Consider the following 21,231-nt stretch of genomic DNA (forward strand, 5'->3'; position numbering starts at 1 on the left):
GCCCGAGTAGTTCACTCGGGCTTTTTGTGAAGACGCACGTTCAGTTCGTCGACCACCATCGCCCATTCGGCGTCTTCGTGCAGCTGTTCCTTGAGAAAGTCAGCCTGACGCGGCGTCCAGAACTCTGCATCAATCAGTTTGACGTCATCGGGCAGAGGATGGCTGGCGATAAACTTTTCGATGCTCTCATCATCGAAATCCAGCGCCAATTGGGCGAACAGGTCGTTGATGGTAGTTGTGGTCTGTTCCATGTCATCTCCTCACCGGGGGATATCCCCGTATTCATCAGTTCTTATGGGAGTGGTGGGCACAAGCAAGAGTTCGATGCATTTGGCCGTGTAGAAAAGATGGCTTTTTCTGCAGCGGATATAAATGATATGTTTCCGCTTTCGCAGGATGCACCCACCGCAGGCTGGAACCCGTCCAGTCTTTGCGCCGTGCCCGGGTTGAGCGCAATTTTCAGAGCACCAGCGCTTGCGCGACACTGCTGTGTACAAAAGGTATATATCCCGTAGCGGCCATGAGCCGGTAGAATCCGCCACCCGTCTGCACAAGGTTTGTGGCGGCGCTGTCTGCGCCTCTGCGTGCAGCATGCCGAAAAATTTCCGGCCACATGAAGCGGTCTATGGATGAATCACTTTCTCGACTGCCCTGACATCAGGCAGCCTCATTTCATGTTTGAGGGTTTGTACTTTGGCTGTAAGTAATCTGGATACCCATGCCTTGTTCGTGCTCGGCGATCTCCGCGCACAATTGGTCAAGCAGTTCCAATCCCGTTTTGTCTACATCACCGAGCAATCAGCCGAAGGCATCTATATCGCTGAAATCGATACCGAAACCGCACTGGTAGTCGACGACAAGCCGCGTCTTGAACTCAAGGTGGGCGATCATTTCCGCGCTTCTGTTCTGCCCAGCCGCGAGGGCGGCAAGCTTGAATTGAAATTCCGTGAAATCAAGACCACCGTCTACGGGCTGGGCGAATATGCCTTCGTCGATATCCCCGAAGGTCACGGTATCGTGTTCAAGGAAGGTCAGACCGTCTTCATGGTCTTCGCTGCGCAAGAGCAACTGCAGATCGGCATGAGCAAACTTCTGAAAGGCGCAGTCGGCAAGGCCGCCAAATGGCGCAAGGGCGAGCTGACGTTCAAGGCCAGCGAGTAACACTGGCCAGGCATCGACTCAGCCGCCTGCCGATTCTCCGTTGCCGGTACCGCTGCTGACTTCCGCGGGCACGTCATCACCGGCCATGCGCTTGCGGAACAGCGCCGTGCGCGCCAGCAACAGGGTCGTCACCGGTACCGTGATCGCCAGCAATACCGGGATCAGCCAGGCGTGGATCACCGGTTCCGACTTCAGCGCCGAGAAATAGATGATCGACGCCAGCGCAACGCACCAGGCGCCCAGCGTCGACGCCAGGGCAGGCGGGTGCATGCGCTGGAAAAAGTCCTTGAGGCGCAGCAGCCCGAGCGCGCCGGTCAAGGCGAACAGGCTGCTGGCGATCAGCAGCCCGGCGGTCAGTATTTCCACCCAGAAAGGTACTGTATTCGGCAGTCCGGTCATTCGATCACTTCTCCGCGCAGCAGGAACTTGGCCAGAGCGAACGAGCCGACGAAGCCGAACAGGGCAATCAGCATGGCCGCTTCGAAATACGTGTCACTGGCGTAGCGAATGCCAAGCACCAGCATCATCAGCATGGCAATGATGTACAGATAGTCCAGCGCCAGCACCCGGTCCTGGGCTGAAGGCCCCTTGAGCAGGCGCAGCAGGGTGATCACCATCGCCAGGGCGAAGATCAGCAGGCTGATCAGGATGGCGTTGTCGAGCAATGCACTCATTGAAAGATCTCCATCAACGGTCGCTCATAGGTGGTTTTGAAGTGCTCGATGAACTGTGCCTCGTCCTCCAGATCGAAGACATGCATCAGCAACACGCTGCGATCCAGTGCCAGCTCCGACCATACCGTTCCGGGTATTACCGTGGTGACCATCGCCAGCGCGGCGAGGCCGTGGGCGTCGTGCAGCTCCAGTGGAATGCGCACGAAGGCCGAACGTGGCGGGCGTTTTTCAAGCCGCCAGACGCTCAGGCCCACCTGCACGTTGGAGACCACCACATCGATTCCCACCAACCATAGAAATTTCAGGATCGTGCCGGGTTTGCGAATACGTACCGGCAGCGGGCGCAACGGAGCCATCAACAACGGCGCGAGAAAACCCAGTACCGCGCCCAGCAGCAGGTGACCGGGGCTGATCGACAGGTTCAATACCAGCCACAGCAGCCAGAGTGCCAGCGACAGGAGCGGGGCGGGAAACAGGCGCTTCATGGCCGTTCCTCCTGGTCTACTTCCTGACTGGTGGGGCCGGGTATCGGGCGTGTGGCGAGCACTGACTGCACATACTGTTTGGGCTCATGCAGCGCTGCAGCGGTGTCCTGGGTGTAGCGCAACAACGGCTCGGCCTTGAAGGTCAGCGCGATGCACAGACCCAGAAGAATGATGATCGGCAGGCATTCGTTGCGTCGCAGCATCGGCGAAGGACGCTCGTGTGGTGTCCAGAAACGTTGCGTACCGAGCCTTGAAAAAGCGATCAGTGATGCCAGCCCGGAAAAGATCAGCAGACCGATCAGCATCCATGCCTGAGTGGAAAGCGCCTCATCTTTAGCGACGTCCAGACCCAGCGGGTTCATCAGGGCGCTGATCAATGTGAGCTTGCCGATGAATCCCGAGAGCGGTGGCATGCCGATGATCAGCAAGGCGCAGGCAATGAAGCTCAGGCCCAGAAAAGCCATGGTCATGGGAATGACCTGACCGACCACCACCTTCTGTTCGTCGTCCAGGTTGGCGCCGGGCGGCGGATGCAAAGACTCCAGGGTACGAGGCAGTTGATCCACGTCGTATTCCAGGGGGATCTCGTTGGCCGAGCGGGAGCGTTCGATCAGTTCGCCCAGCAGGAACATAGCGCTCAATGCCAGCGTCGAACTGACCATATAAAACAGCGCGCCCGAGGTCAGGCTCGGCTGGGCGAAACCGACGGCGGACAGCAGAATGCCTGCGGACACCAGTATGCTCAGGCTGGCGAGGCGTTCCAGGCGCTGGGCGGCGATGATCGCTATGGCCGCGGTGAAAATCGTCGCCATGCCGCCGTAGATCAGCCAGTCGCCGCCGAAGAAGGCCGATGCACCGGCCTGACCGGAAAACAGCAGTGTCCACAGACGCAACAGGGTGTAGACCCCCACCTTGGTCATGATCGCAAACATCGCTGCCACCGGCGCACTCGCTGCCGAGTAGGCGGGGACCAGCCAGAAGTTCAGCGGCCACATGCCAGCCTTGGCCAGAAAGGCCGTGGCCAGAATCGCAGCCCCGGCATGCAGCAAGCCCAGATCGGACTCCGCCACCTGCGGGATCTTGATTGCCAGGTCGGCGAAGTTCAGCGTGCCGGTCACCCCGTAAATCAACGCGGCACCAATCAGAAACAGCGACGAAGCCAGCAGGTTGATCGAAATGTAATGCAGGCCCGTGGACACTCGTGCCCGGCCGGAGCCGTGCAACATCAGGCCGTAGGACGCCGCGAGCAGCACTTCGAAGAACACGAACAGGTTGAACAGGTCAGCAGTCAGGAACGCGCCATACAGCCCCATGAGCTGGATCTGAAACAGCGCGTGGAAGCTGGCCCCGGCCCTGTCCCAGCGAGCCAGGGCGAACAGCAGGGCGCAGACACCGACAATTCCGGTCAGTACCAGCATCATCGCCGACAGGTGGTCCACCACCAGCACGATGCCGAACGGTACGCCCCAGTTGCCCGGAAGATAGACACCGATCGAGCCGCTGCTACCACTGTGTTGTACCCAGAGAAACAGCACCACGGAAATGCCCAGCCCGAGGATGCTGGAAAACAGATTGATACGCCCCTTGAGCGGCCGATGCTTTTCGCCCAGCCAGAGCATCAGCCCCGCAGTCAGCAGCGGCAGCAGGATGGGCGCGATGATCAGTTGGTTCATCCAGCTCATGCCTTGGGCTCCCGGCCATCTACATGGTCGGTGCCGGTCAGGCCTCTGGAGGCGAGCAATACCACCAGAAACAGCGCAGTCATGGCGAAGCTGATGACAATCGCGGTCAGCACCAGTGCCTGTGGCAACGGGTCAGTGTAATTGAGCAGGTCCTGGGGAATGCCGTCCTTGATGATCGGCTCCCTGCCGATGAACAGGCTGCCCATGCTGAAGATGAACAGGTTGACCCCGTATGACAGCAGGCACAGCCCCATGACCACCTGAAAGGTACGTGGCCTCAGTATCAGCCAGACGCCCGAGGCGGCCAGCACGCCGATGGCGATTGCAATGACTTCTTCCATCAGAGGATTCCTTGCGGGTTGGCGACAGGCTTGGGCAACTGCGTCGGCCGATGGCTGCGCACCGACTGGTGAGCCAGTGCGGTGAGGATCAACAGCGTCGACCCGACCACCACGGCGTAGACGCCGACATCGAAGAACAGCGCGCTGGCGATGTGGATATCACCCAGGATCGGCAAATCGACATGGGCGGTGTGGGTGGTCATGAACGGATAACCCAGCACCATCGAGCCCGCGCCGGTCAGAACCGCGCACAACAGGCCTGTGCCCATCCAGCGTAGCGGACGCAGGCTCATTTGCGCCTCGACCCACTGGGTGCCTGCCACCATGTATTGCAGGATGAACGCCACCGACATCACCAGGCCAGCAACAAACCCGCCGCCGGGCTGGTTGTGGCCGCGAACGAACAGGTACATCGAGATGATGAAGGCGATCGGCAGCAGCAATCGAACCAACGCTGCCGGGACCATCATGAAACCGAGTGCGGTATCGCTGGCGCTGCGCGGGTTGACCAGATCCGTCACCACATCACGGGCCAGCAGGCGCTGCTGTGCTGGCAGCAGGATGCTTTCCTTCGGTGGACGGAAGCGTCGCAACAGGGCGAACACGGTCATGGCAACCGCTGCCAGCACAGTGATCTCGCCAAACGTATCGAAGCCGCGGAAATCCACCAGCATCACGTTGACCACGTTGGTGCCGCCGCCCTGGGGCAGTGCGCGACTCAGGTAGAAGGACGAGATGGCGTTGGGCGTCTGGCGGGTCAGCATGGCGTAGGAGAGTATCGCCATGCCCAGACCCACGAGCACCGCCAGGCCGAAGTCGCGTATGCGCCGGGTGCGGGCACGCAAGCGTGCACTGAGCGGAGCGACGTCTTCATTGCGTCGCGGCAGCCAGCGCAGGCCGAGCAGGATCAGCACGGTGGTCACTACTTCCACGACCAGTTGCGTCAGCGCCAGATCGGGGGCCGAGAACCAGACGAAGGTGATGCAGGTCATCAGCCCGCAGACGCTGACCATGACCAGTGCTGCCAGACGGTGATATTTACCTTGCCATGCCGCGCCTATGGCGCAGGCAATCGCGATGAGCCATAACGTGACAAACACCCCGGAGCCCGGAATCTTCGGCCGGTCGCCCCAGGTCAGGCCGCTGAAATACATCGGAATGAAGCCGCCCAATACGGCCGCGAGCACCAGTAAAAACAGTTGTGGCTGCAGGCGGCGAGTGCTGACCTTGCGTTCAAAACGGCGCGCCCAGTGCATCATCACCACCTGGCTGCGCTCGAAAAAGCGCTTGCCATTGAGGCGTCCCACCAGTGGCGGGGCGGTGATGCGCTCGTGCTTGAGCGGCTTGCGCAGCAACAGATACAGGATGATACCGCCCGCCATCGCCACCAGGCTCATGACCATCGGCAGGTTCCAGCCGTGCCAGATCGCCAGGCTGTATTCGGGCAGTGTTCCGCCGACCACCGGACGCGCAGCGGCGGCGAGCAACGGGGCGACCGATTGCGCCGGGAAAATCCCCACCACCAGACACGTCAGGACCAGCAGTTCCACCGGCGCACGCATCCAGCGCGGCGGTTCGTGCGGCAAGTGCGGAAGATCCTTGGCCGCCGGACCAAAAAACACATCGACCGTGAAGCGCAGTGAATAGGCAACGCTGAAGATCCCGGCGATGGTCGCGATCACCGGCAAGGCAATCTCGACCCAGGCTGTGGCGGAAATGAACACGGTTTCGGCGAAGAACATTTCCTTGGACAGGAAGCCGTTGAGCAGCGGTACGCCCGCCATCGACGCGCTGGCGACCATCGCCAGTGTCGCGGTGTAGGGCAGCAGCCTTACCAAGCCACTGAGACGCCGGATGTCGCGGGTCCCGCTCTCATGGTCGATGATGCCGGCGGCCATGAACAGCGACGCCTTGAAGGTGGCGTGGTTGAGAATGTGGAACACCGCAGCCACTGCAGCCAGCGGGCTGTTGAGACCGAGCAGCAGGGTGATCAGGCCCAGGTGGCTGATGGTCGAATAGGCCAGCAGGCCCTTGAGATCATTCTGGAAGATGGCCGCGTAAGCGCCGAGAATCAGCGTGCAGGCACCCGCGCCACTGACGATCCAGAACCATTGCTCGGTGCCGGAGAGCGCCGGCCACATGCGCGCCATGAGAAACACCCCGGCCTTGACCATGGTCGCCGAGTGCAGATACGCCGACACCGGTGTGGGGGCCGCCATAGCGTGCGGCAACCAGAAATGGAACGGGAACTGGGCGCTCTTGGTCAGTGCGCCGATCAGAATCAGGGTCAGTAACACCGGATACAGGGCATGCGCGCGAATCGCGTCGCCGGAGGCCAGTACACGATCCAGGTCATAACTGCCGGCCACATGGCCGAGGATCATCATGCCTGCCAGCAGCGCCAGACCGCCCGCGCCGGTGACCATCAGCGCCATGTAAGCGCCACGCCGTGCATCGGCCCGATGGTGCCAGTAGCCGATCAGCAGGAACGAGAACAGGCTGGTCAGTTCCCAGAAAAACACGATCTGAATCAGGTTGCCGGACATCACCAGTCCGAGCATGGCGCCCATGAATGCCAGGAAAAACGCAAAGAAGCGCGGCACCGGATCGTCCGGCGACATGTAGTAGCGTGCGTACAGCGAGACCAGCGCACCGATGCCCAGCACCAGCATGGAGAACAGCCAGGCGAAGCCGTCGATGCGCAGAACGAAATTCATGCCCAGGCTAGGCAGCCAGAAATACTCTTCGCGAATCACGCCGCCGTCGGCGATCTGCGGGAACCACAAGGCCATCTGCACAGCGCCGATGAGGGCGATCAGACCGGCCAGAAACGATTCTGCGTTACGCGCGTTGTGCGGCAAAAAGGCCGCTAGACAGCTGCCGATGAAAGGCAGAAGCAGTAGAACTATCAGGGACATAGGCTTCTAATCTGCAGGGGAATGTCAAGCATCATACGTGCCAGACACCCCGATACCAAAGGGACGGTTTCCGAAATTTCCTACAAAAAGTGTCTGATTTTTTAATTCAGTAAATAATTGCTTCCGGATACAGCGACAGGTCGTTGAAATAGTTTTGAAGAAACGAGGTGTTTCACGGCCTGCGATACCCACTGTTCATTCAGCTTTGCGCATGCCTTGTTGTTCTTCCTCTTCGTCGACAATGTTCTGTTCATCAGGCGCAGAACGCCGCTTCATTTCGCTGACGATCACCCCGGCCACAATCAATGCCGCGCCCAGCAGGGCGATACCCGGCAAACGTTCACCGGCGAGTCTTCCGACAATCCCGGCCCAGACCGGTTCACCCGCATAAATAACGGTGGCGCGGGTAGGCGAAACACTTTTCTGCGCCCAGTTCATGGCGATCTGGATCACCGCACTCATGGCCCCAAGTCCCACAGCACTGAGCACCAGCAGCCAGGAAAAATCCGGCAAGTGTTCCTGGGTGGGAACGATCATCAGAAATGCCAGCGCCGAGGCGGTCGCCAGTTGCACCACCGTGACTCGCCGCACATCGACCTCACCGGCATAGGCACTGATCATGATGATCTCGGCGGCGATGGCCACCGCGCTGATCAGCGTCACGATTTCGCCGGAACTGAGTTGCAGGGATGCGCCTTGCGGCCCGGCTACCAGCATCAGCCCGGTGAAGGCGAGGACGATGCCCAGTGTCGGCATCAACCCTGGCCGCCTGCCGAGTACCAGCCATTGCAACAACGGCACGCAGGGCACGTAGAGCGCCGTGATGAACGCGGACTGGCTGCTGGGAATGGTCTGCAGTCCGATGGTCTGCAGACCGTAACCGAGCATGATTGCGATGCCGATGAAGGCGCCGGCCTTGAGCTCGAGAATGGTAAGACCGCGCAGCACCTTCATTGAAAACAACGCTACGATAAGCGCTGCGGCGGCGAAGCGCAGGCCGACGAAGAACATCGGCCCGCTGACGGTCATCGCGTGCTGGACCAGCAGAAAGGTGCCTCCCCAGAGCATGGTGATCAGAATCAGTACGGCTTCTGCCTTGCTGATGCGGGGTATGCGGCTGATAGACTTCATGTCAGCTCCGGATTCCTGTTAATTGCCATGCGCGCGATGAGAGGCTGAACACTCTGACAGTGTTCCTGGGCTGGGCAGTATAATGCGCAACGGTTTGATGTGAGCACCAGCATGCACAAAGAAAATTCTCAGCGCCCTCCGGTGCTGCAGCACGTCAGCCAGAACGTGCGGCGTCTGCGCAACAGTGCGGACCTCAGTCAGACGGCTCTGGCGGAAAAGTCGGGGGTCAGCCGACGCATGCTGGTCGCTATCGAGGCCGGCGAGAAAAACGTCAGTCTGGCGACCCTTGATCGTGTGGCCGAAGCCCTGCAAGTGGCGTTCAGCGACCTGATCCAGGCACCTGAAAATCGTGATTACAGCCGTATCAACGAGCTGGCATGGGCAGGTACGATCGCGGGCAGCAAGGCGGTTTTGCTGGCCAGGGCTGTTGCCCGGCGCGAGGTGGAGTTGTGGGAGTTCTGTCTGCAGCCTGGGGACGCCTATATCTCGGAAGCCGATCCCGATGGCTGGAGTGAACAGGTCTACGTCGTCGAAGGGCATCTGACGTTGCGCTTGTCCGAACCTGCAGCCATTCAGCAGGTGGCTGCGGGCGAGTTCTTCATGTTCCCCAGCAATCAGCCGCACCGCTATTGCAACGACGCCGATGTGCCCCTGCGATTTGTGCGCAATGTCGTGCTCTGACCTTCCGATTCTTTATCGCAACCCGACCGAGGCGCTGTTCGATGACCGAAGATTCCAACCAGACGGCTGACATTCTGATCATCGGCGGCGGTCTGAGCGGCACCATGCTGGCGGCGCAACTGCTGCGCAGGCCGGGCCAGCGCCGAATCCTGATTATCGAAACCCGCAGCGAACTCGGCCGGGGCGAGGCCTACAGTGCGACGGAGCCGGGCCACACGCTCAATGGCAACGCTGCACGGATGAGCGTCGATCCGGATAACCCGGATGACCTCACTCAGTGGCTGAGCGACTATCTGGCCGCCGGGGGCTGGCCTGAAGCTGCCGGGCAGAGGGTGCCGGTCGCCGAACTGTTTCCGCCGCGTGGTGTGTTCGGGCTTTATGTTCAGCAGCGATTGCGTGAAGCCCGAAGTGCTGGTGAAGCTTTTGGCTCGACCGCCGTGCATGTGCCTGGCGAGGCGGTTGACCTTCAGGTCCATGAAGGTGGCGTCAGTGTCTCGCTGGCTGACGGTCGTATGCTGCGCGGCAGCCGCGCCGTGCTGGCGACCGGCATGTACGCGGCTTCACGTACTCCGCGACGTGATTCGAACGAGCTGAACACGGCAGCGCTGGATCCCTGGGATGTGGCGGTGATGAGAAAGCTTGATCCGCAGTCGAGGGTGCTGATCATCGGCTCTGGTCTGACTATGGTCGATGCGCTGGTCTCGCTGGAAACGGCCGGGCATCGCGGTGCCATTCAGATTTTTTCCCGGCACGGCCTGCTGCCGCATGTCCGGCGTCAGCCGCCGGAATGGTCTGATTTCCTGGGTCAGGATCCGAGTATCCGCAGCACTCGGCAACTGGTGCGCAAAGTGCGTGAACAGTGCGAGCTGGCCATCGAAAGTGGTATTGACTGGCAGGCTCCGCTGGACACCGTGCGCGCCAACGTCGGCAGGCTGTGGAATCAGGCCAGCGACCAGCAGCGCCGCCAGTTCGTCCGTCATGTCCGGCCGTGGTGGGAGAGCCACCACCATCGTTCCCCGCCACCGAGCGCTGCGCTGCTGGCGCGGCTGATCAGGCAAGGACGGCTGAGCATTGATGCGGCCTCGTTGCAGGGCGTGGCAAGCCTGCCGTCAGGTCAGGTACAGATCAGTGTTCGTCGGCGTGGTGAGAGTCAGCCGACGCAGGTCACCGGCGATGCGTTGATCAACTCCACCGGTATCGAGTACGACTGGCGGCGCGTGGATCGCCCGTTGCCTCGGCAGTTGCTGACGCGCGGGCTGATCCAGCCTGGCCCGCTTGCACTCGGTATCGCCGCCGACGCCACTGGCGCAGTGCTCGACGCACAGGGTCAGTACTCGGCGCGCCTGTTCGCCATGGGCCCGCCATTGCGGGGCATGTGGTGGGAAAGTACCGCAGTCACCGACGTGGCGATTCAGGCCAAGGCGCTGGCGATGCATTTGTCATAAAGCGCCGCGCGCTCAGAAGAGGACGCAGAGCGTCCGGAACGGCATACCCACGCGGATCATGGGCACGATGGTGTTCTGCCGGACGCCGATCGTTCCTCACGCTCCAGCGTGGGAATGCAGTTCGTGGCGCGCCGCGTCAGCTCTCGGCGTAGCGCAGCATGGGTACGATAGTGTTCTTCCGGACAGCAATCGTTCCCCACGCTCCAGCGTGGGAATGCAGTTCGTGACGCTCTGCGTCACACAGTGGTTCTGTGATGTCAGGTAGATTGGGGGTCGACTCAGGTCACCTTTTCGCCCCTCGGCGACTTACTTTGATGGGGCCAAAGTAAGCAAAGCCCCAAGCTCCGTTTCCGGCCCGACTTCGTCGGGTTCCTTCGCCCTGTCACTGATCCGGGGGGCGCCGCAACGGGCCATCCATGGCCCGGTGCGGCTAGCCTGGCGTCCTGCCAGGCTACCCCCGGATCAGCGCCAGGACTCAGCCGTCACTTACGTCGCACTCTGCGTCGTCGGTACCATCGTGCTCGAAAAGCACTTCGCTGGCAGCGTGCGGACAGCGATCGTTCCTCACGCTCCAGCGTGGGAATGCCTTTTCGTGACGCTCTGCGTCATCTGCTCTGCGCTTCACACCGACAGGTGCAGCATGCGGTCGCCCTGGAGGTTTTCACCCGGTCTGCGTTTGTTGACTGCCAGCTCGCCAATCTTGATCAGACGTGTGCGCGTGACGTTGCGGGTCAGGCCCAGCAGGCTGGCGGTGTGCACCTGGTTGTGGTGGCAGAAGCGATAGGCGGTTCTGAGCAAGGTGTCTTCGACCTTCTCGTGCAAGGCACCGGCCTGTTCTTCAAACAGCTTTTGAAACGCCCGGTTGAGCAGTTGCTCGGCTGATTCGTCGGACGGGTTCTGTTCATCCTGACGCTCGATTCTGAGGTTGGACATGCGCAGGTCATCACGCTGAATGACGCCTTCACGGCACACCAGCAGGGTGTGATGGATGACGTTTTCCAGCTCGCGAATATTGCCCGGCCAACTGTAGGTCTTGAGCTTGTGCTCGGCTTCGGGGCTGATCCGTACCGGACCATGCCGCAGCCGCTGGCTGTAGACCTCTATGAAGTGCCGGGCCAGGGGCAGGATATCGCCCGGCCGGTCGCGCAGCGGGCTCAATTCCAGATTGACCACGTCGAGCCGGTAATAAAGGTCTTCACGAAAATGCCCGGCGTTGATGGCCTTTTCCAGCTGCACGTTGGTCGCCGCGAGGACGCGCACGTCAATCGGCACACTCTTGCGCGAGCCCAGACGTACCACTTCACGCTCCTGAAGCACGCGCAGCAATTTGACCTGCAGGGTCATCGGCAGGTCGCCGATCTCATCGAGAAACAGCGTGCCGCCGTTGGCCTCCTCAAACCAGCCCGCCTTGGCGCTGATCGCTCCGGTAAACGCGCCTTTTTCGTGGCCGAACAACTCGGCCTCGATCAGGTTCTCGGAGAACGCGCCGCAGTTGACCGCCACGAACGGTTTGTCGCGGCGGGCGCTCAGTTCGTGGACGTGACGGGCGACCAGTTCCTTGCCGGTGCCGGTCTCGCCAATGATCAGCACGCTGGCATCGCTGGGCGCGACCTGGCGCACGTGAGCGAGCAAGGCTCGGGACTTGGGATCTTCGAACACCTGCGCAGTGGCCCTGATCGAGGTGGCCAGTGCAGGCGAGTGCGGTAAGGTCAGCAGTTGCCCGGACATCACTTGGCCTGCGGGGGCAGATCGTTGGCGATCATTTCGCCGAACGGGCCCGTCAGGTTGGTGATGCCGCGCCCGGCGAGGCTGGCGTAAGGCTCAGGCAGCAGCGGGAAGACCAGTTCGGCGAAGCGATAAGCTTCCTCCAGATGCGGGTAACCCGAGAAAATGAAGCTCTCGATGCCCAGGTCGGCGTATTCCTTGATGCGTGCCGCGACTTCTTCGGGATTGCCGACCAGCGCCGTGCCTGCACCACCACGTACCAGTCCGACACCGGCCCACAGGTTAGGCGCGATCTCCAGGTTGTCGCGGCGCCCGTCATGCAGCGCTGCCATGCGCCGCTGGCCTTCGGAATCAAAACGCGAAAAGGATTTCTGCGCCGCAGCAATGGTGTCATCGCTGATGTGTTCGATCAGCGTGCTGGCAGCTTTCCAGGCTTCCTCGCTGGTTTCGCGGACGATGACGTGCAGGCGAATGCCGAACTTCACGGTACGTCCCTTGCGCGCTGCCCGCTCACGGACATCGGCGAGCTTCTGCGCCACGGCTGCCGGTGGCTCGCCCCAAGTCAGGTACACGTCCACCTGATCGGCCGCAAGGTCATGCGCCGCGTCGGAGGAACCACCGAAGTACAGCGGCGGGTAGGGTTTTTGAATTGGCGGGTAAAGCGCCTTGGCGTTCTGCACGCGCAAGTGCTTGCCTTCGAAGTCGACCGCTTCGCCCTGCAGGACGCGACGCCAGATTTTCAGAAATTCGTCGGTGACTTCATAACGCTCGCTGTGGTCAAGAAAGCTGCCATCGCCACGGTTTTCGTCCGGGTCACCACCGGTCACCACGTTGATCAACAGCCGGCCGCCGGAAAGGCGATCCAGCGTGGCTGCCATGCGTGCCGAGACGGTCGGCGAGATGATGCCAGGGCGGATCGCCACCAGGTACCTCAGGCGCTCGGTCAGCGGTACCAGCGCCGAGGCGATGACCCACGAGTCCTCGCAGGAGCGACCGGTAGGAATCAATACGCCGTAATAACCCAGGTCATCGGCGGCCTGCGCTACCTGTTTCAAATAATTGAGGGTGACGGGACGTGCGCCCTTTGTCGTGCCCAGATAATGGCCATCGCCGTGAGTCGGAAGAAACCAGAAAACGTTCATGACAAATCCTTGGAAGTAATCAGCCAGGTGGTAGCTGACGGGACCCGCTGTCGGTTGGCAGACACCTCACCAGCAGCGTTCGGGGTGGGGCCATTTATAGAACGTCTTTTTTATTCCGCAAAAGAACGTTAAACCATATTTTTAGATCCTAAATGCATATGAGTGTCGCAACCTCGATAAAGCCTTCAGGGCAGCCCTTTGAATACGAGGCTTTGGCGTCGGGCGGAGCCGTACCGACACCTGATCTGTCGAGCGTCGACGTACTGACGGTTTGGCTGTCAGGGTAAAAAACGTCTCCAGCTCGGCTGGTTTCCCGGCGCTCGTCAGGCTGCCGAAACTTTTCTCCGACCGGCCCTGTCACTTTTTCAGGACCAACAGGAGTCAGACCATGGCAAGGGCAATCTGGAAGGGCGCAATCAGCTTCGGGCTGGTGCATATACCGGTCGCGCTGGTCTCGGCGACAACGTCGACCAGTGTCGATTTTGACTGGCTCGACAAACGCAGCATGGACCCGGTCGGCTACAAGCGAATCAACAAGGTCACCGGCAAGGAGGTCACCAGCGAAAACATCGTCAAGGGTGTGGCGTACGAGAAGGATCGCTATGTGGTGCTCAGCGAGGAGGAAATTCGTTCTGCGCACCCCAAATCGACGCAGACCATCGACATATTCGCCTTCGTCGACAGCCAGCAGATCCCCTTGCAGAACATCGACACGCCTTATTTCCTGACCCCCGACAAGCGCGGCGAGAAAGTTTACGCGTTGTTGCGCGAAACCCTGGTCGACACCAAAAAGGTCGCCTTGGCCAATGTCGTGCTGCATACCCGTGAACACCTGGCGGCGGTCATGCCGCTGGAATCGGCGCTGGTGATGGTGATCCTGCGCTGGCCTGCCGACGTGCGTGAACTGGACACACTGGAACTGAGCGATGCGGTGACCGATGCCAAGTTGAACAAAAGCGAACGTGACATGGCCAAGCGTCTGGTCAAGGACATGAGCGCTGACTGGCAGCCTGAGCAGTATCGCGACACCTTTCAGGACAAGATCATGCACTTGGTCAAGACCAAGGCAGACGAAGGCGAGATCGAGGATGTCGAGACCGATCCGGCCGAGGAAGAACGCAAGAGTGCCGATGTCATCGACCTCACCGACCTGCTGCGGCGCAGTCTGGCGGGCAAGGGCGGTGCCAGTAAAGGCAAGGCGAGCAAGCCTGCGGCGAAGGAAAAACCGGCCGACAAGGACAGCCCCAGGCCCAAGCGGCCCGCCGCGCGCAAGAAAACCAGCAAAGCCTCTTGAGCCCTACGGAGTGACCGGTGATGGCCAAGCCCGCCAGTGAATACACCCGCAAGCGCAATTTCGACATCACGTCCGAGCCTGCGGAAAGCAAACGCAAGGGCAAAGGCAAATCGCAGCCCGGTGCGCTCGGTTTCGTGATCCAGAAGCATGACGCGCGTAACCTGCACTACGACTTCCGACTGGAGCTGGATGGCACGCTGAAGAGCTGGGCCGTGCCCAAGGGCCCGAGCCTGGACCCCACGCAAAAGCGTCTGGCAGTGCATGTCGAAGACCATCCGCTGGACTACGCCGACTTCGAGGGGAGTATCCCGCAGGGTCAATACGGTGGAGGTGATGTGATTGTCTGGGACCGGGGTGTCTGGCAACCGCATGGTGATCCGCAAAAGACCTACGAGGACGGCAAACTCAAGTTCACCCTGGTCGGCGAGAAGCTCAGCGGCGACTGGGCGCTGGTGCGTACCCGGCTCAAGGGCAGCGGCAGCAAGGAACAGTGGCTGCTGATCAAGGAAAAGGATGACATCGCGCGACCTGCTGCGGAGTACGACATTACCCATGAGCAGCCGCAAAGCGTGATCAGTGGTGCTCATGTGGGCAAGCACCGCAGCACTCCGAAAAAGTCTGCGGCCAGTGCTGCAAGCGGCAAAGCCAGGGCCGCGACACCTGCTGCATCAAAGGCGCCGAAGGCAGCTGCAAAGCCGACGCGCAGGAAAGCGAAATCGGCTTTCCCGGACACGCTTTCGCCGCAACTGGCAACGCTGGTAGACGCGCCGCCAGCCGGTGACTGGCTGTACGAAATCAAATTCGATGGCTATCGCATGCTGACCCGTATTCAGGGTGACGATGTGCGTCTGTTCACTCGCAACGGGCATGACTGGACCGAGCGACTGCCGGAGCTGGTCAAGGCGCTCAAGGGCATGAAGCTGCGCGACAGTTGGTTCGATGGCGAAGTGGTGGTTCTCGACGAGCAGGGGCTGCCCGACTTCCAGGGGCTGCAGAATGCCTTTGACGCGGGGAACAGCAAGGACATTCTGTATTACCTGTTCGACATGCCGTTTCTGAGCGCGGAAGACCTGCGTGAAGTGCCGCTTGAGCAGCGTCGTGACGCCTTGAAGCAAGTCCTCGACGCGCAGAAAAGTCGCCTGTTGCGTTATTCGGATGCCTTTCAGGCGGGCCATCAGGACATTGTCGCGAGTGCGGCGGCAATGGGTCTGGAAGGGGTCATCGGCAAGCGTGCCGGCAGCGCGTATGTCAGCAAGCGCAATGCCGACTGGATCAAGCTCAAATGCCGCTTGCGGCAGGAATTCGTGGTCGTCGGCTACACGGCGCCGCAGGGTAGCCGCTCGGCGTTCGGGGCCCTGTTGCTTGCGGTCAATGCCGGTGAGGACGGGTTGGTCTACGCCGGGCGGGTCGGCACCGGGTTCACTGAGGTGAGCCTTGAGCAATTGCATAAACAGCTGAAGAAATTGCAGTGCAAGGATTCACCGCTGGCCAGAAAACTCACCGCGTCCCAGGCCCGTGGCGTGCAGTGGGTGAAGCCGCAACTGGTCTGCGAAGCCGAGTTCGCCCAGTGGACCCGTGAAGGTATCGTCCGCCAGGCCGCCTTTGTCGGACTGCGCAGCGACAAGCACGCCAAGGACGTGGTGCGTGAAGACGCTCAGCCTGCCAAGGTGGCCAGCCAGGCTCCAGCCGCAACGGCAGCGCCCAAGGCGCGCAAAAAGGCCGCGCAGGGAAAAGTTGATGTGGCGGGCACCGGGATCAGTCATCCGGACCGCGTCATCGACAGCAAGACCGGCACCCGCAAGATCGAGCTTGCGCAGTTTTACCAGTCCATCGCCGACTGGATTCTGCCCTACCTGAATAAGCGTCCCGTGGCACTGCTGCGCTGTCCGGAGGGTATCGACGGTGAGCAGTTTTTCCAGAAACACGCCGAGCACCTGGCGATCCCGCACATCAGGCAACTGGATCGTGCCCTTGACCCCGGGCATGCCGCGCTGATGGAAATAGATTCGGTGTCGGCACTGGTCGGTGCTGCGCAAATGGGCGCCATCGAGCTGCATACCTGGGGCGCGACGCGTGACAGGATCGAAACGCCGGACCATTTCGTGCTGGACCTTGATCCCGATCCGGCACTGCCCTGGCGCAGCATGATCGAGGCCACGCAAATGGTTCTCGCTGTGCTGGAAGAGCTGGGTCTGGAGGCGTTCCTCAAGACCAGCGGCGGCAAGGGCATGCACATCATCGTGCCCTTGGCGCGGCATGCAGACTGGGACACCGTGAAGGCGTTCGCCAAGGCCATCGCCGAGTTTGCCAGCCGTCAGTTGCCGGAGCGCTTCACCGCCACCATGGGACCGAAAAACCGCGTCGGAAAAATCTTCATCGATTACCTGCGCAACAGCCGCGGCGGCAGCACCGTGACCGCCTATTCAGTACGCGCCCGGCCAGGGTTGCCGGTCTCGGTGCCGATCGCGCTGGATGAACTGGCGGGTCTTAAGTCTTCGGCACAGTGGGACATCACCAACCTTGAACAGCGTTTGAAGCGGCTCAAGGACGACCCGTGGGCCGGCTACAGCAACCGGCGCAAAATCACGCAGAAGATGTGGAAACAACTGGGCGCGAAGCGGCCTTGAGGCAAGGTCGCTGTCCGGGGTTTGCAAAGGGATGCGTGGCCGGCACGCCTGGCAATAACCGACATGCCGGCCGCACGCTGAGTGCTTAGAGAATCCGGTACAACAGACGCTCGACCCGGACGCGGCTGACACGCTTGAGAAACTTGCGCACGCCTTCCGGGTAGTTGGCCAGAGTGTCGAGTTCGTCGTACTGGTTGACGCGCTGTGTGTTGCGCATCAAATGAGCGATTTCCGCTTCCCGTGGCTCGCTCCACTGGCCCTTCGGATCGTCGATCAGCAAGGCGTTTTCCAGGTCCAGATTGAAGGCGCGCGGGTTCAGGTTGTTGCCGGTCAGCAGGGTATAGCGCTGGTCGACCCAGATACCCTTGAGGTGGAAGGTGTTATCACCGTGTTTCCACAGATGCACATTGAGGCGGTGCTGGGCGATTGCCTTCTGATGCTTGTGGGCAAAGCGTCGCAGGCTGATCTCATAGAGATAGGGCAGGGCGGAGATCACCTTGAAAGGCTCATCCGGATCTATGAAGAAGTCGTTGGCGGTCTTGTCGCCAATGATGATATCGACCTGCACGCCGCGCTTGAGCGCCCGATTGATCTCGCGGGTGACGGCGACCGGCAGGTTGAAGTATGGCGTGCAGATGGTCAGCTGGATCTTGCTCGACGCGATCAGGTCACAAATGGCGCGGTTGAGACTGTTGCGCGGTCCGACGCCCAGCAGCGGAATGACGCGCATTTCGCCGTTTTCCTTTTCGCCCGCCGAGGTGTCGTAGGCGGCGCGTTTCAGGTCGCCGCGAAACGCGCGGATCTCGCTGCGCAAACTGCGTGAGCTGGGCGGCGATTGCAGATCGAGGCGGTGCACGGCCGGCGAGGAGAGTATTTCTTGCTGCACCAGATTCTGGAAGGCGTCGGCCAGTGCTGCGCTTTCGATCAGGTGATAACGGTCCAGACGATATTTGTCGAGCTTGTGCAGGTAGACGTTGTTGATGCTTGCGCCGCTGTAGATCACACAGTCGTCGATCACACTGCCCTTGAGGTGCAGCACGCCGAACAGTTCTCGGGTCTGCACCGGCACGCCGTAGATCGGAACTTCTTCATCGTATTCGAGGTTCTGCGCCTGATACCACGTCGAGTTGCCGGGCTGGCGTCCGGCACCGATCAGCCCGCGCTGCGCGCGGAACCAGTCGACCAGTACCACCACATCCAGCTCCGGCCTCGCGGATTTGGCGGCGTACAGCGCGTCGAGAATCTCCTGGCCGGCTTCATCCTGTTGCAGGTACAGCGCAATGATATAGATGCGCCGGGTGGCCGAGGCGATCCTTTCCAGCAGGCAGCGTCGATAGTCGGCGGCAGAAGGAACAATGGAGATTGCATCGCTCTGCACGGCAAAACCGCGAAGTGCTGCCAGGGTCGAGCGTCGGAAAGTGGACTGCATAGGCCTCTCGATGGGAAAACCAATAGCCTGTGAGCTTACACGACAGTCGCCCTCATGTGGCTGTCGCCAACCTGTTTCAAGGCATTGCGGAACGCTACGGGCCGCCATGCGCGCTGATTGCTCACGCTGCAGCGCGGGAACGACGCGTTTGGCGTTGCGCGGTTATCACTTTTCATGCGTAAACAAATGATAAGCATTACCAGTAACATCTGATATCATTTCGCATCCCCCGATCGGTGATGTCCAGGACGGTTGCTTCCGATCTCGTTCAACTTGTCTTCAGGACCTATTGATGAACTCCCCATCGTTCCCGATGCGCCTTACGTTGCTCGCGTTTTGCTGTTCCATTGGATCTCCGGCCTGGGCCGCTGCAGAGGCTGCTACCCGGCAGGACGGCCCTGTGGTGCTGGGCGAGACCGACATCAGTGCCGACAAGGCCGACCCGCATGCGCTGCCGCCGGTCTATGCCGGTGGGCAGGTGGCGCGCGGCGGGCAACTGGGTGTTCTGGGCAATGCCGACATCATGGATGTACCGTTCACCATGACCAGTTACACCGAACAGTTGATCGAGGACCAGCAGGCCGAAACCGTCGGCGACGTACTGCTCAACGATGCATCGGTGCGTCAGTCGAGTGGTTATGCCAACGCTTCGCATATCTTCGTCATTCGTGGCCTCAAGCTGACCACCGATGATATTTCCTACAACGGCCTTTACGGCGTACTGCCACGCCAGATCATATCGACCGATGCGCTGGAGCGCGTTGAAGTGTTCAAGGGTCCCAACGCCTTTATCAACGGTGTGACCCCGACCGGTTCCGGGATTGGCGGCGGCGTGAACCTGCAGCCCAAGCGCGCGCAGGACACACCGACGCGTCGTTTTACCACCGACATCAGCACCGACGGTCGGATCGGCGAGCATCTCGATCTGGGGCAGCGCTTTGGCGAAGGCAATCGCTTCGGCGCGCGTCTCAACCTGTCGCAGCGCGAAGGCGAGACGGGTGTCGAGGACGAAGAGCATCGCAGCAAGCTGTTCGCGCTGGGGCTTGATTATCGAGGTGACAACTTCCGTCTGTCCGGCGATTTTGCCTACCAGAAGCAGCGCATCAACCAGAGCCGCAACACGGTGTTTGTCGACAGCGCCCTGACCAGCGTGCCGCATGCCCCGGACTCGGACACCAATTACGCGCCGAACTGGACCTGGACGGAAACCGAAGACACCTTCGGTATGAGCCGCGCCGAGTACGACCTCAACGAAGACTGGACGCTGTACGCCGCAGTGGGCGCCAAGCACACCCGCGAGGTCGGCATATACGGCTCGCCAACCGTCCACGATGCCGCAGGCAACACCACGGCCGCACCGTCCTTTATCCCGCACGACGAAGACAACAAGACCGCCATGGCCGGCATCAACGGCAAGCTGCAGACCGGTGCGGTCAGTCACAAGGTCAACGTCGGCCTGTCCGGTATCTGGACCGAACAGCGCAGTGCGTATCTGTTCGGCGGCACCTCCAGCAACAACCTTTACGACCCTGTTTCCCAGGAGCGTCCGGCACTCGACAGTTTCACCGCAGGCGATCTGAATGATCCCGGCATTGTCGGCAAGAGCCGCATGCGCAGCGTCGCGTTCTCCGACACATTGGGCTTTTTCGATGATCGCCTGTTGCTGACCGCAGGCCTGCGTCGCCAGCAACTGCGCGTTCAGGGGTATGAATACGGCAGCGGCCCGCGCAATGCGCTGTACGACGAAGCCATCACCACGCCGGTCTACGGGGTGGTATTCAAGCCTTGGCAATATGTGTCGTTCTACGCCAACCGCATCGAAGGTCTGGCGCAAGGTCCAACGGCTCCGGATACAGTCACCATCAACCCTGGCGAAGTTTTTGCGCCGTCGCGTTCGAAACAGGTGGAGGCGGGCGTCAAGCTGGACATGGGCACGTTCGGCGCGAGCCTGGGCGTGTACCGCATCGAGCAACCGGCTGACGGCTACCAGGTTCTGGAAGGCACCGAGTCGCGTTATGTTCGTGATGGTCAACAGCGCAACCGCGGCGTGGAGATGAACGTGTTTGGCGAGCCTGTCAGCGGCCTGCGTCTGCTGGCCGGTCTGACCCTGATGGATACCGAGGTGAGCGGCACGTCCGGCGGCAGCAACGACGGCAATCGCGCCGTGGGTGTGCCGACCTTCCAGTTCAACGCGGGTGCCGATTGGGATATCCCCGGGATCGAAGGTGCGGCCATCAATGCGCGCATGCTGCGCACCGGTGGGCAATATGTCGATGCTGCCAACAACCAGAGCATCCCGACCTGGAACCGCTTCGACCTGGGCGCACGCTATACCTTCAACGTTGCGCAGAAGGACGTGACCCTGCGTGCCAATGTCGAGAACCTGATGAACAAGGATTACTGGGCATCAGCCAATGGCGGTTACCTGACTCAGGGCGAGCCGCGTACCCTCAAGCTGTCGGGCACTATCGACTTCTGATTGACTGGCCGCATCGC

At 60.9% G+C, this 21,231-nt stretch carries 17 protein-coding genes; 6 read left to right on the plus strand and 11 right to left on the minus strand.

All coding sequences use genetic code 11. The annotated features are described in order from the left end of the window. Positions 1–11: 11 nt before the first annotated feature. Positions 12–251 carry a DUF2789 domain-containing protein gene (locus tag BLR20_RS14575; protein WP_032611563.1) on the minus strand — a complete coding sequence of 80 codons (240 nt, stop codon included), beginning with the start codon at positions 249–251 and terminating at the stop codon, positions 12–14. A 442-nt stretch (positions 252–693) separates the two neighbouring features. Here BLR20_RS14575 and BLR20_RS14580 point away from each other — a divergent pair, with 442 nt between their 5' ends. Next, complete coding sequence (locus tag BLR20_RS14580) at positions 694–1,161, plus strand: hypothetical protein (RefSeq protein ID WP_010430754.1); 468 nt, start codon at positions 694–696, stop codon at positions 1,159–1,161. Between the two features lie 18 nt (positions 1,162–1,179). Here the strand turns inward: BLR20_RS14580 and BLR20_RS14585 are convergent, their stop codons facing one another. From BLR20_RS14585 to BLR20_RS14615, 7 genes are all read right to left on the minus strand, one after another. Beyond that, positions 1,180–1,560 carry a Na+/H+ antiporter subunit G gene (locus BLR20_RS14585; RefSeq protein WP_010430751.1) on the minus strand — a complete coding sequence of 127 codons (381 nt, stop codon included), beginning with the start codon at positions 1,558–1,560 and terminating at the stop codon, positions 1,180–1,182. Next, positions 1,557–1,835 carry a K+/H+ antiporter subunit F gene (locus BLR20_RS14590; RefSeq protein WP_002554071.1) on the minus strand — a complete coding sequence of 93 codons (279 nt, stop codon included), beginning with the start codon at positions 1,833–1,835 and terminating at the stop codon, positions 1,557–1,559. The genes BLR20_RS14585 and BLR20_RS14590 overlap by 4 nt, the downstream gene beginning before the upstream one ends. Further along, positions 1,832–2,320, minus strand: coding sequence for a Na+/H+ antiporter subunit E (locus tag BLR20_RS14595; RefSeq protein ID WP_010430747.1), 489 nt, complete (start codon positions 2,318–2,320; stop codon positions 1,832–1,834). The genes BLR20_RS14590 and BLR20_RS14595 overlap by 4 nt, the downstream gene beginning before the upstream one ends. After that, complete coding sequence (locus BLR20_RS14600) at positions 2,317–4,002, minus strand: monovalent cation/H+ antiporter subunit D (protein ID WP_010430744.1); 1,686 nt, start codon at positions 4,000–4,002, stop codon at positions 2,317–2,319. The genes BLR20_RS14595 and BLR20_RS14600 overlap by 4 nt, the downstream gene beginning before the upstream one ends. Next, entirely contained in the window at positions 3,999–4,343 is a 345-nt protein-coding gene (locus tag BLR20_RS14605; protein WP_002554068.1) for a Na+/H+ antiporter subunit C, read from the minus strand. Before BLR20_RS14605 ends, BLR20_RS14600 begins: the two co-directional genes overlap by 4 nt. After that, a complete protein-coding gene (locus BLR20_RS14610; protein ID WP_010430741.1) occupies positions 4,343–7,261 on the minus strand; it encodes a monovalent cation/H+ antiporter subunit A in 2,919 nt (972 codons plus the stop codon). The genes BLR20_RS14605 and BLR20_RS14610 overlap by 1 nt, the downstream gene beginning before the upstream one ends. Positions 7,262–7,456: 195 nt before the next feature. Beyond that, the gene (locus tag BLR20_RS14615) at positions 7,457–8,392 is read right to left on the minus strand and encodes a DMT family transporter (RefSeq protein ID WP_010430738.1); all 936 of its coding nucleotides are present in this window, start codon (positions 8,390–8,392) and stop codon (positions 7,457–7,459) included. Positions 8,393–8,503: 111 nt separating this feature from the next. On the opposite strand from BLR20_RS14615, the gene BLR20_RS14620 reads away from it, so the two are divergent. Next, positions 8,504–9,073: a helix-turn-helix domain-containing protein gene (locus BLR20_RS14620; protein ID WP_054992622.1), complete on the plus strand. Its 570-nt coding sequence runs from the start codon at positions 8,504–8,506 to the stop codon at positions 9,071–9,073. A gap of 41 nt (positions 9,074–9,114) precedes the next feature. Then, positions 9,115–10,518, plus strand: a complete 1,404-nt coding sequence (locus BLR20_RS14625) for an FAD/NAD(P)-binding protein (RefSeq protein ID WP_054992621.1) — start codon at positions 9,115–9,117, stop codon at positions 10,516–10,518. Between the two features lie 621 nt (positions 10,519–11,139). On the opposite strand, the gene BLR20_RS14635 is transcribed toward BLR20_RS14625, so the two are convergent. Then, positions 11,140–12,246 (minus strand): sigma-54 interaction domain-containing protein, encoded by a 1,107-nt coding sequence (locus BLR20_RS14635; RefSeq protein ID WP_054992585.1) that lies wholly within the window; start codon positions 12,244–12,246, stop codon positions 11,140–11,142. Next, complete coding sequence (gene ssuD, locus BLR20_RS14640) at positions 12,246–13,385, minus strand: FMNH2-dependent alkanesulfonate monooxygenase (protein ID WP_003407645.1); 1,140 nt, start codon at positions 13,383–13,385, stop codon at positions 12,246–12,248. The genes BLR20_RS14635 and ssuD overlap by 1 nt, the downstream gene beginning before the upstream one ends. A gap of 388 nt (positions 13,386–13,773) precedes the next feature. Here ssuD and ku point away from each other — a divergent pair, with 388 nt between their 5' ends. Both ku and ligD read left to right on the plus strand, forming a co-directional pair. After that, positions 13,774–14,679, plus strand: coding sequence for a non-homologous end joining protein Ku (ku, locus tag BLR20_RS14645; RefSeq protein WP_054992586.1), 906 nt, complete (start codon positions 13,774–13,776; stop codon positions 14,677–14,679). A gap of 20 nt (positions 14,680–14,699) precedes the next feature. After that, positions 14,700–17,306: a DNA ligase D gene (gene ligD, locus BLR20_RS14650; RefSeq protein ID WP_054992587.1), complete on the plus strand. Its 2,607-nt coding sequence runs from the start codon at positions 14,700–14,702 to the stop codon at positions 17,304–17,306. Between the two features lie 85 nt (positions 17,307–17,391). Here ligD and pssA read toward each other — a convergent pair whose 3' ends face one another. Beyond that, complete coding sequence (gene pssA / locus BLR20_RS14655) at positions 17,392–18,735, minus strand: CDP-diacylglycerol--serine O-phosphatidyltransferase (protein ID WP_010434972.1); 1,344 nt, start codon at positions 18,733–18,735, stop codon at positions 17,392–17,394. Positions 18,736–19,027: 292 nt separating this feature from the next. Between pssA and BLR20_RS14660 the strand changes: the two genes are divergently transcribed. Further along, positions 19,028–21,214, plus strand: a complete 2,187-nt coding sequence (locus BLR20_RS14660; protein ID WP_054992588.1) for a TonB-dependent receptor — start codon at positions 19,028–19,030, stop codon at positions 21,212–21,214. The last annotated feature ends 17 nt before the right edge of the window (positions 21,215–21,231 follow it).

Source organism: Pseudomonas congelans (assembly GCF_900103225.1).
Lineage (GTDB): Bacteria > Pseudomonadota > Gammaproteobacteria > Pseudomonadales > Pseudomonadaceae > Aquipseudomonas > Aquipseudomonas congelans.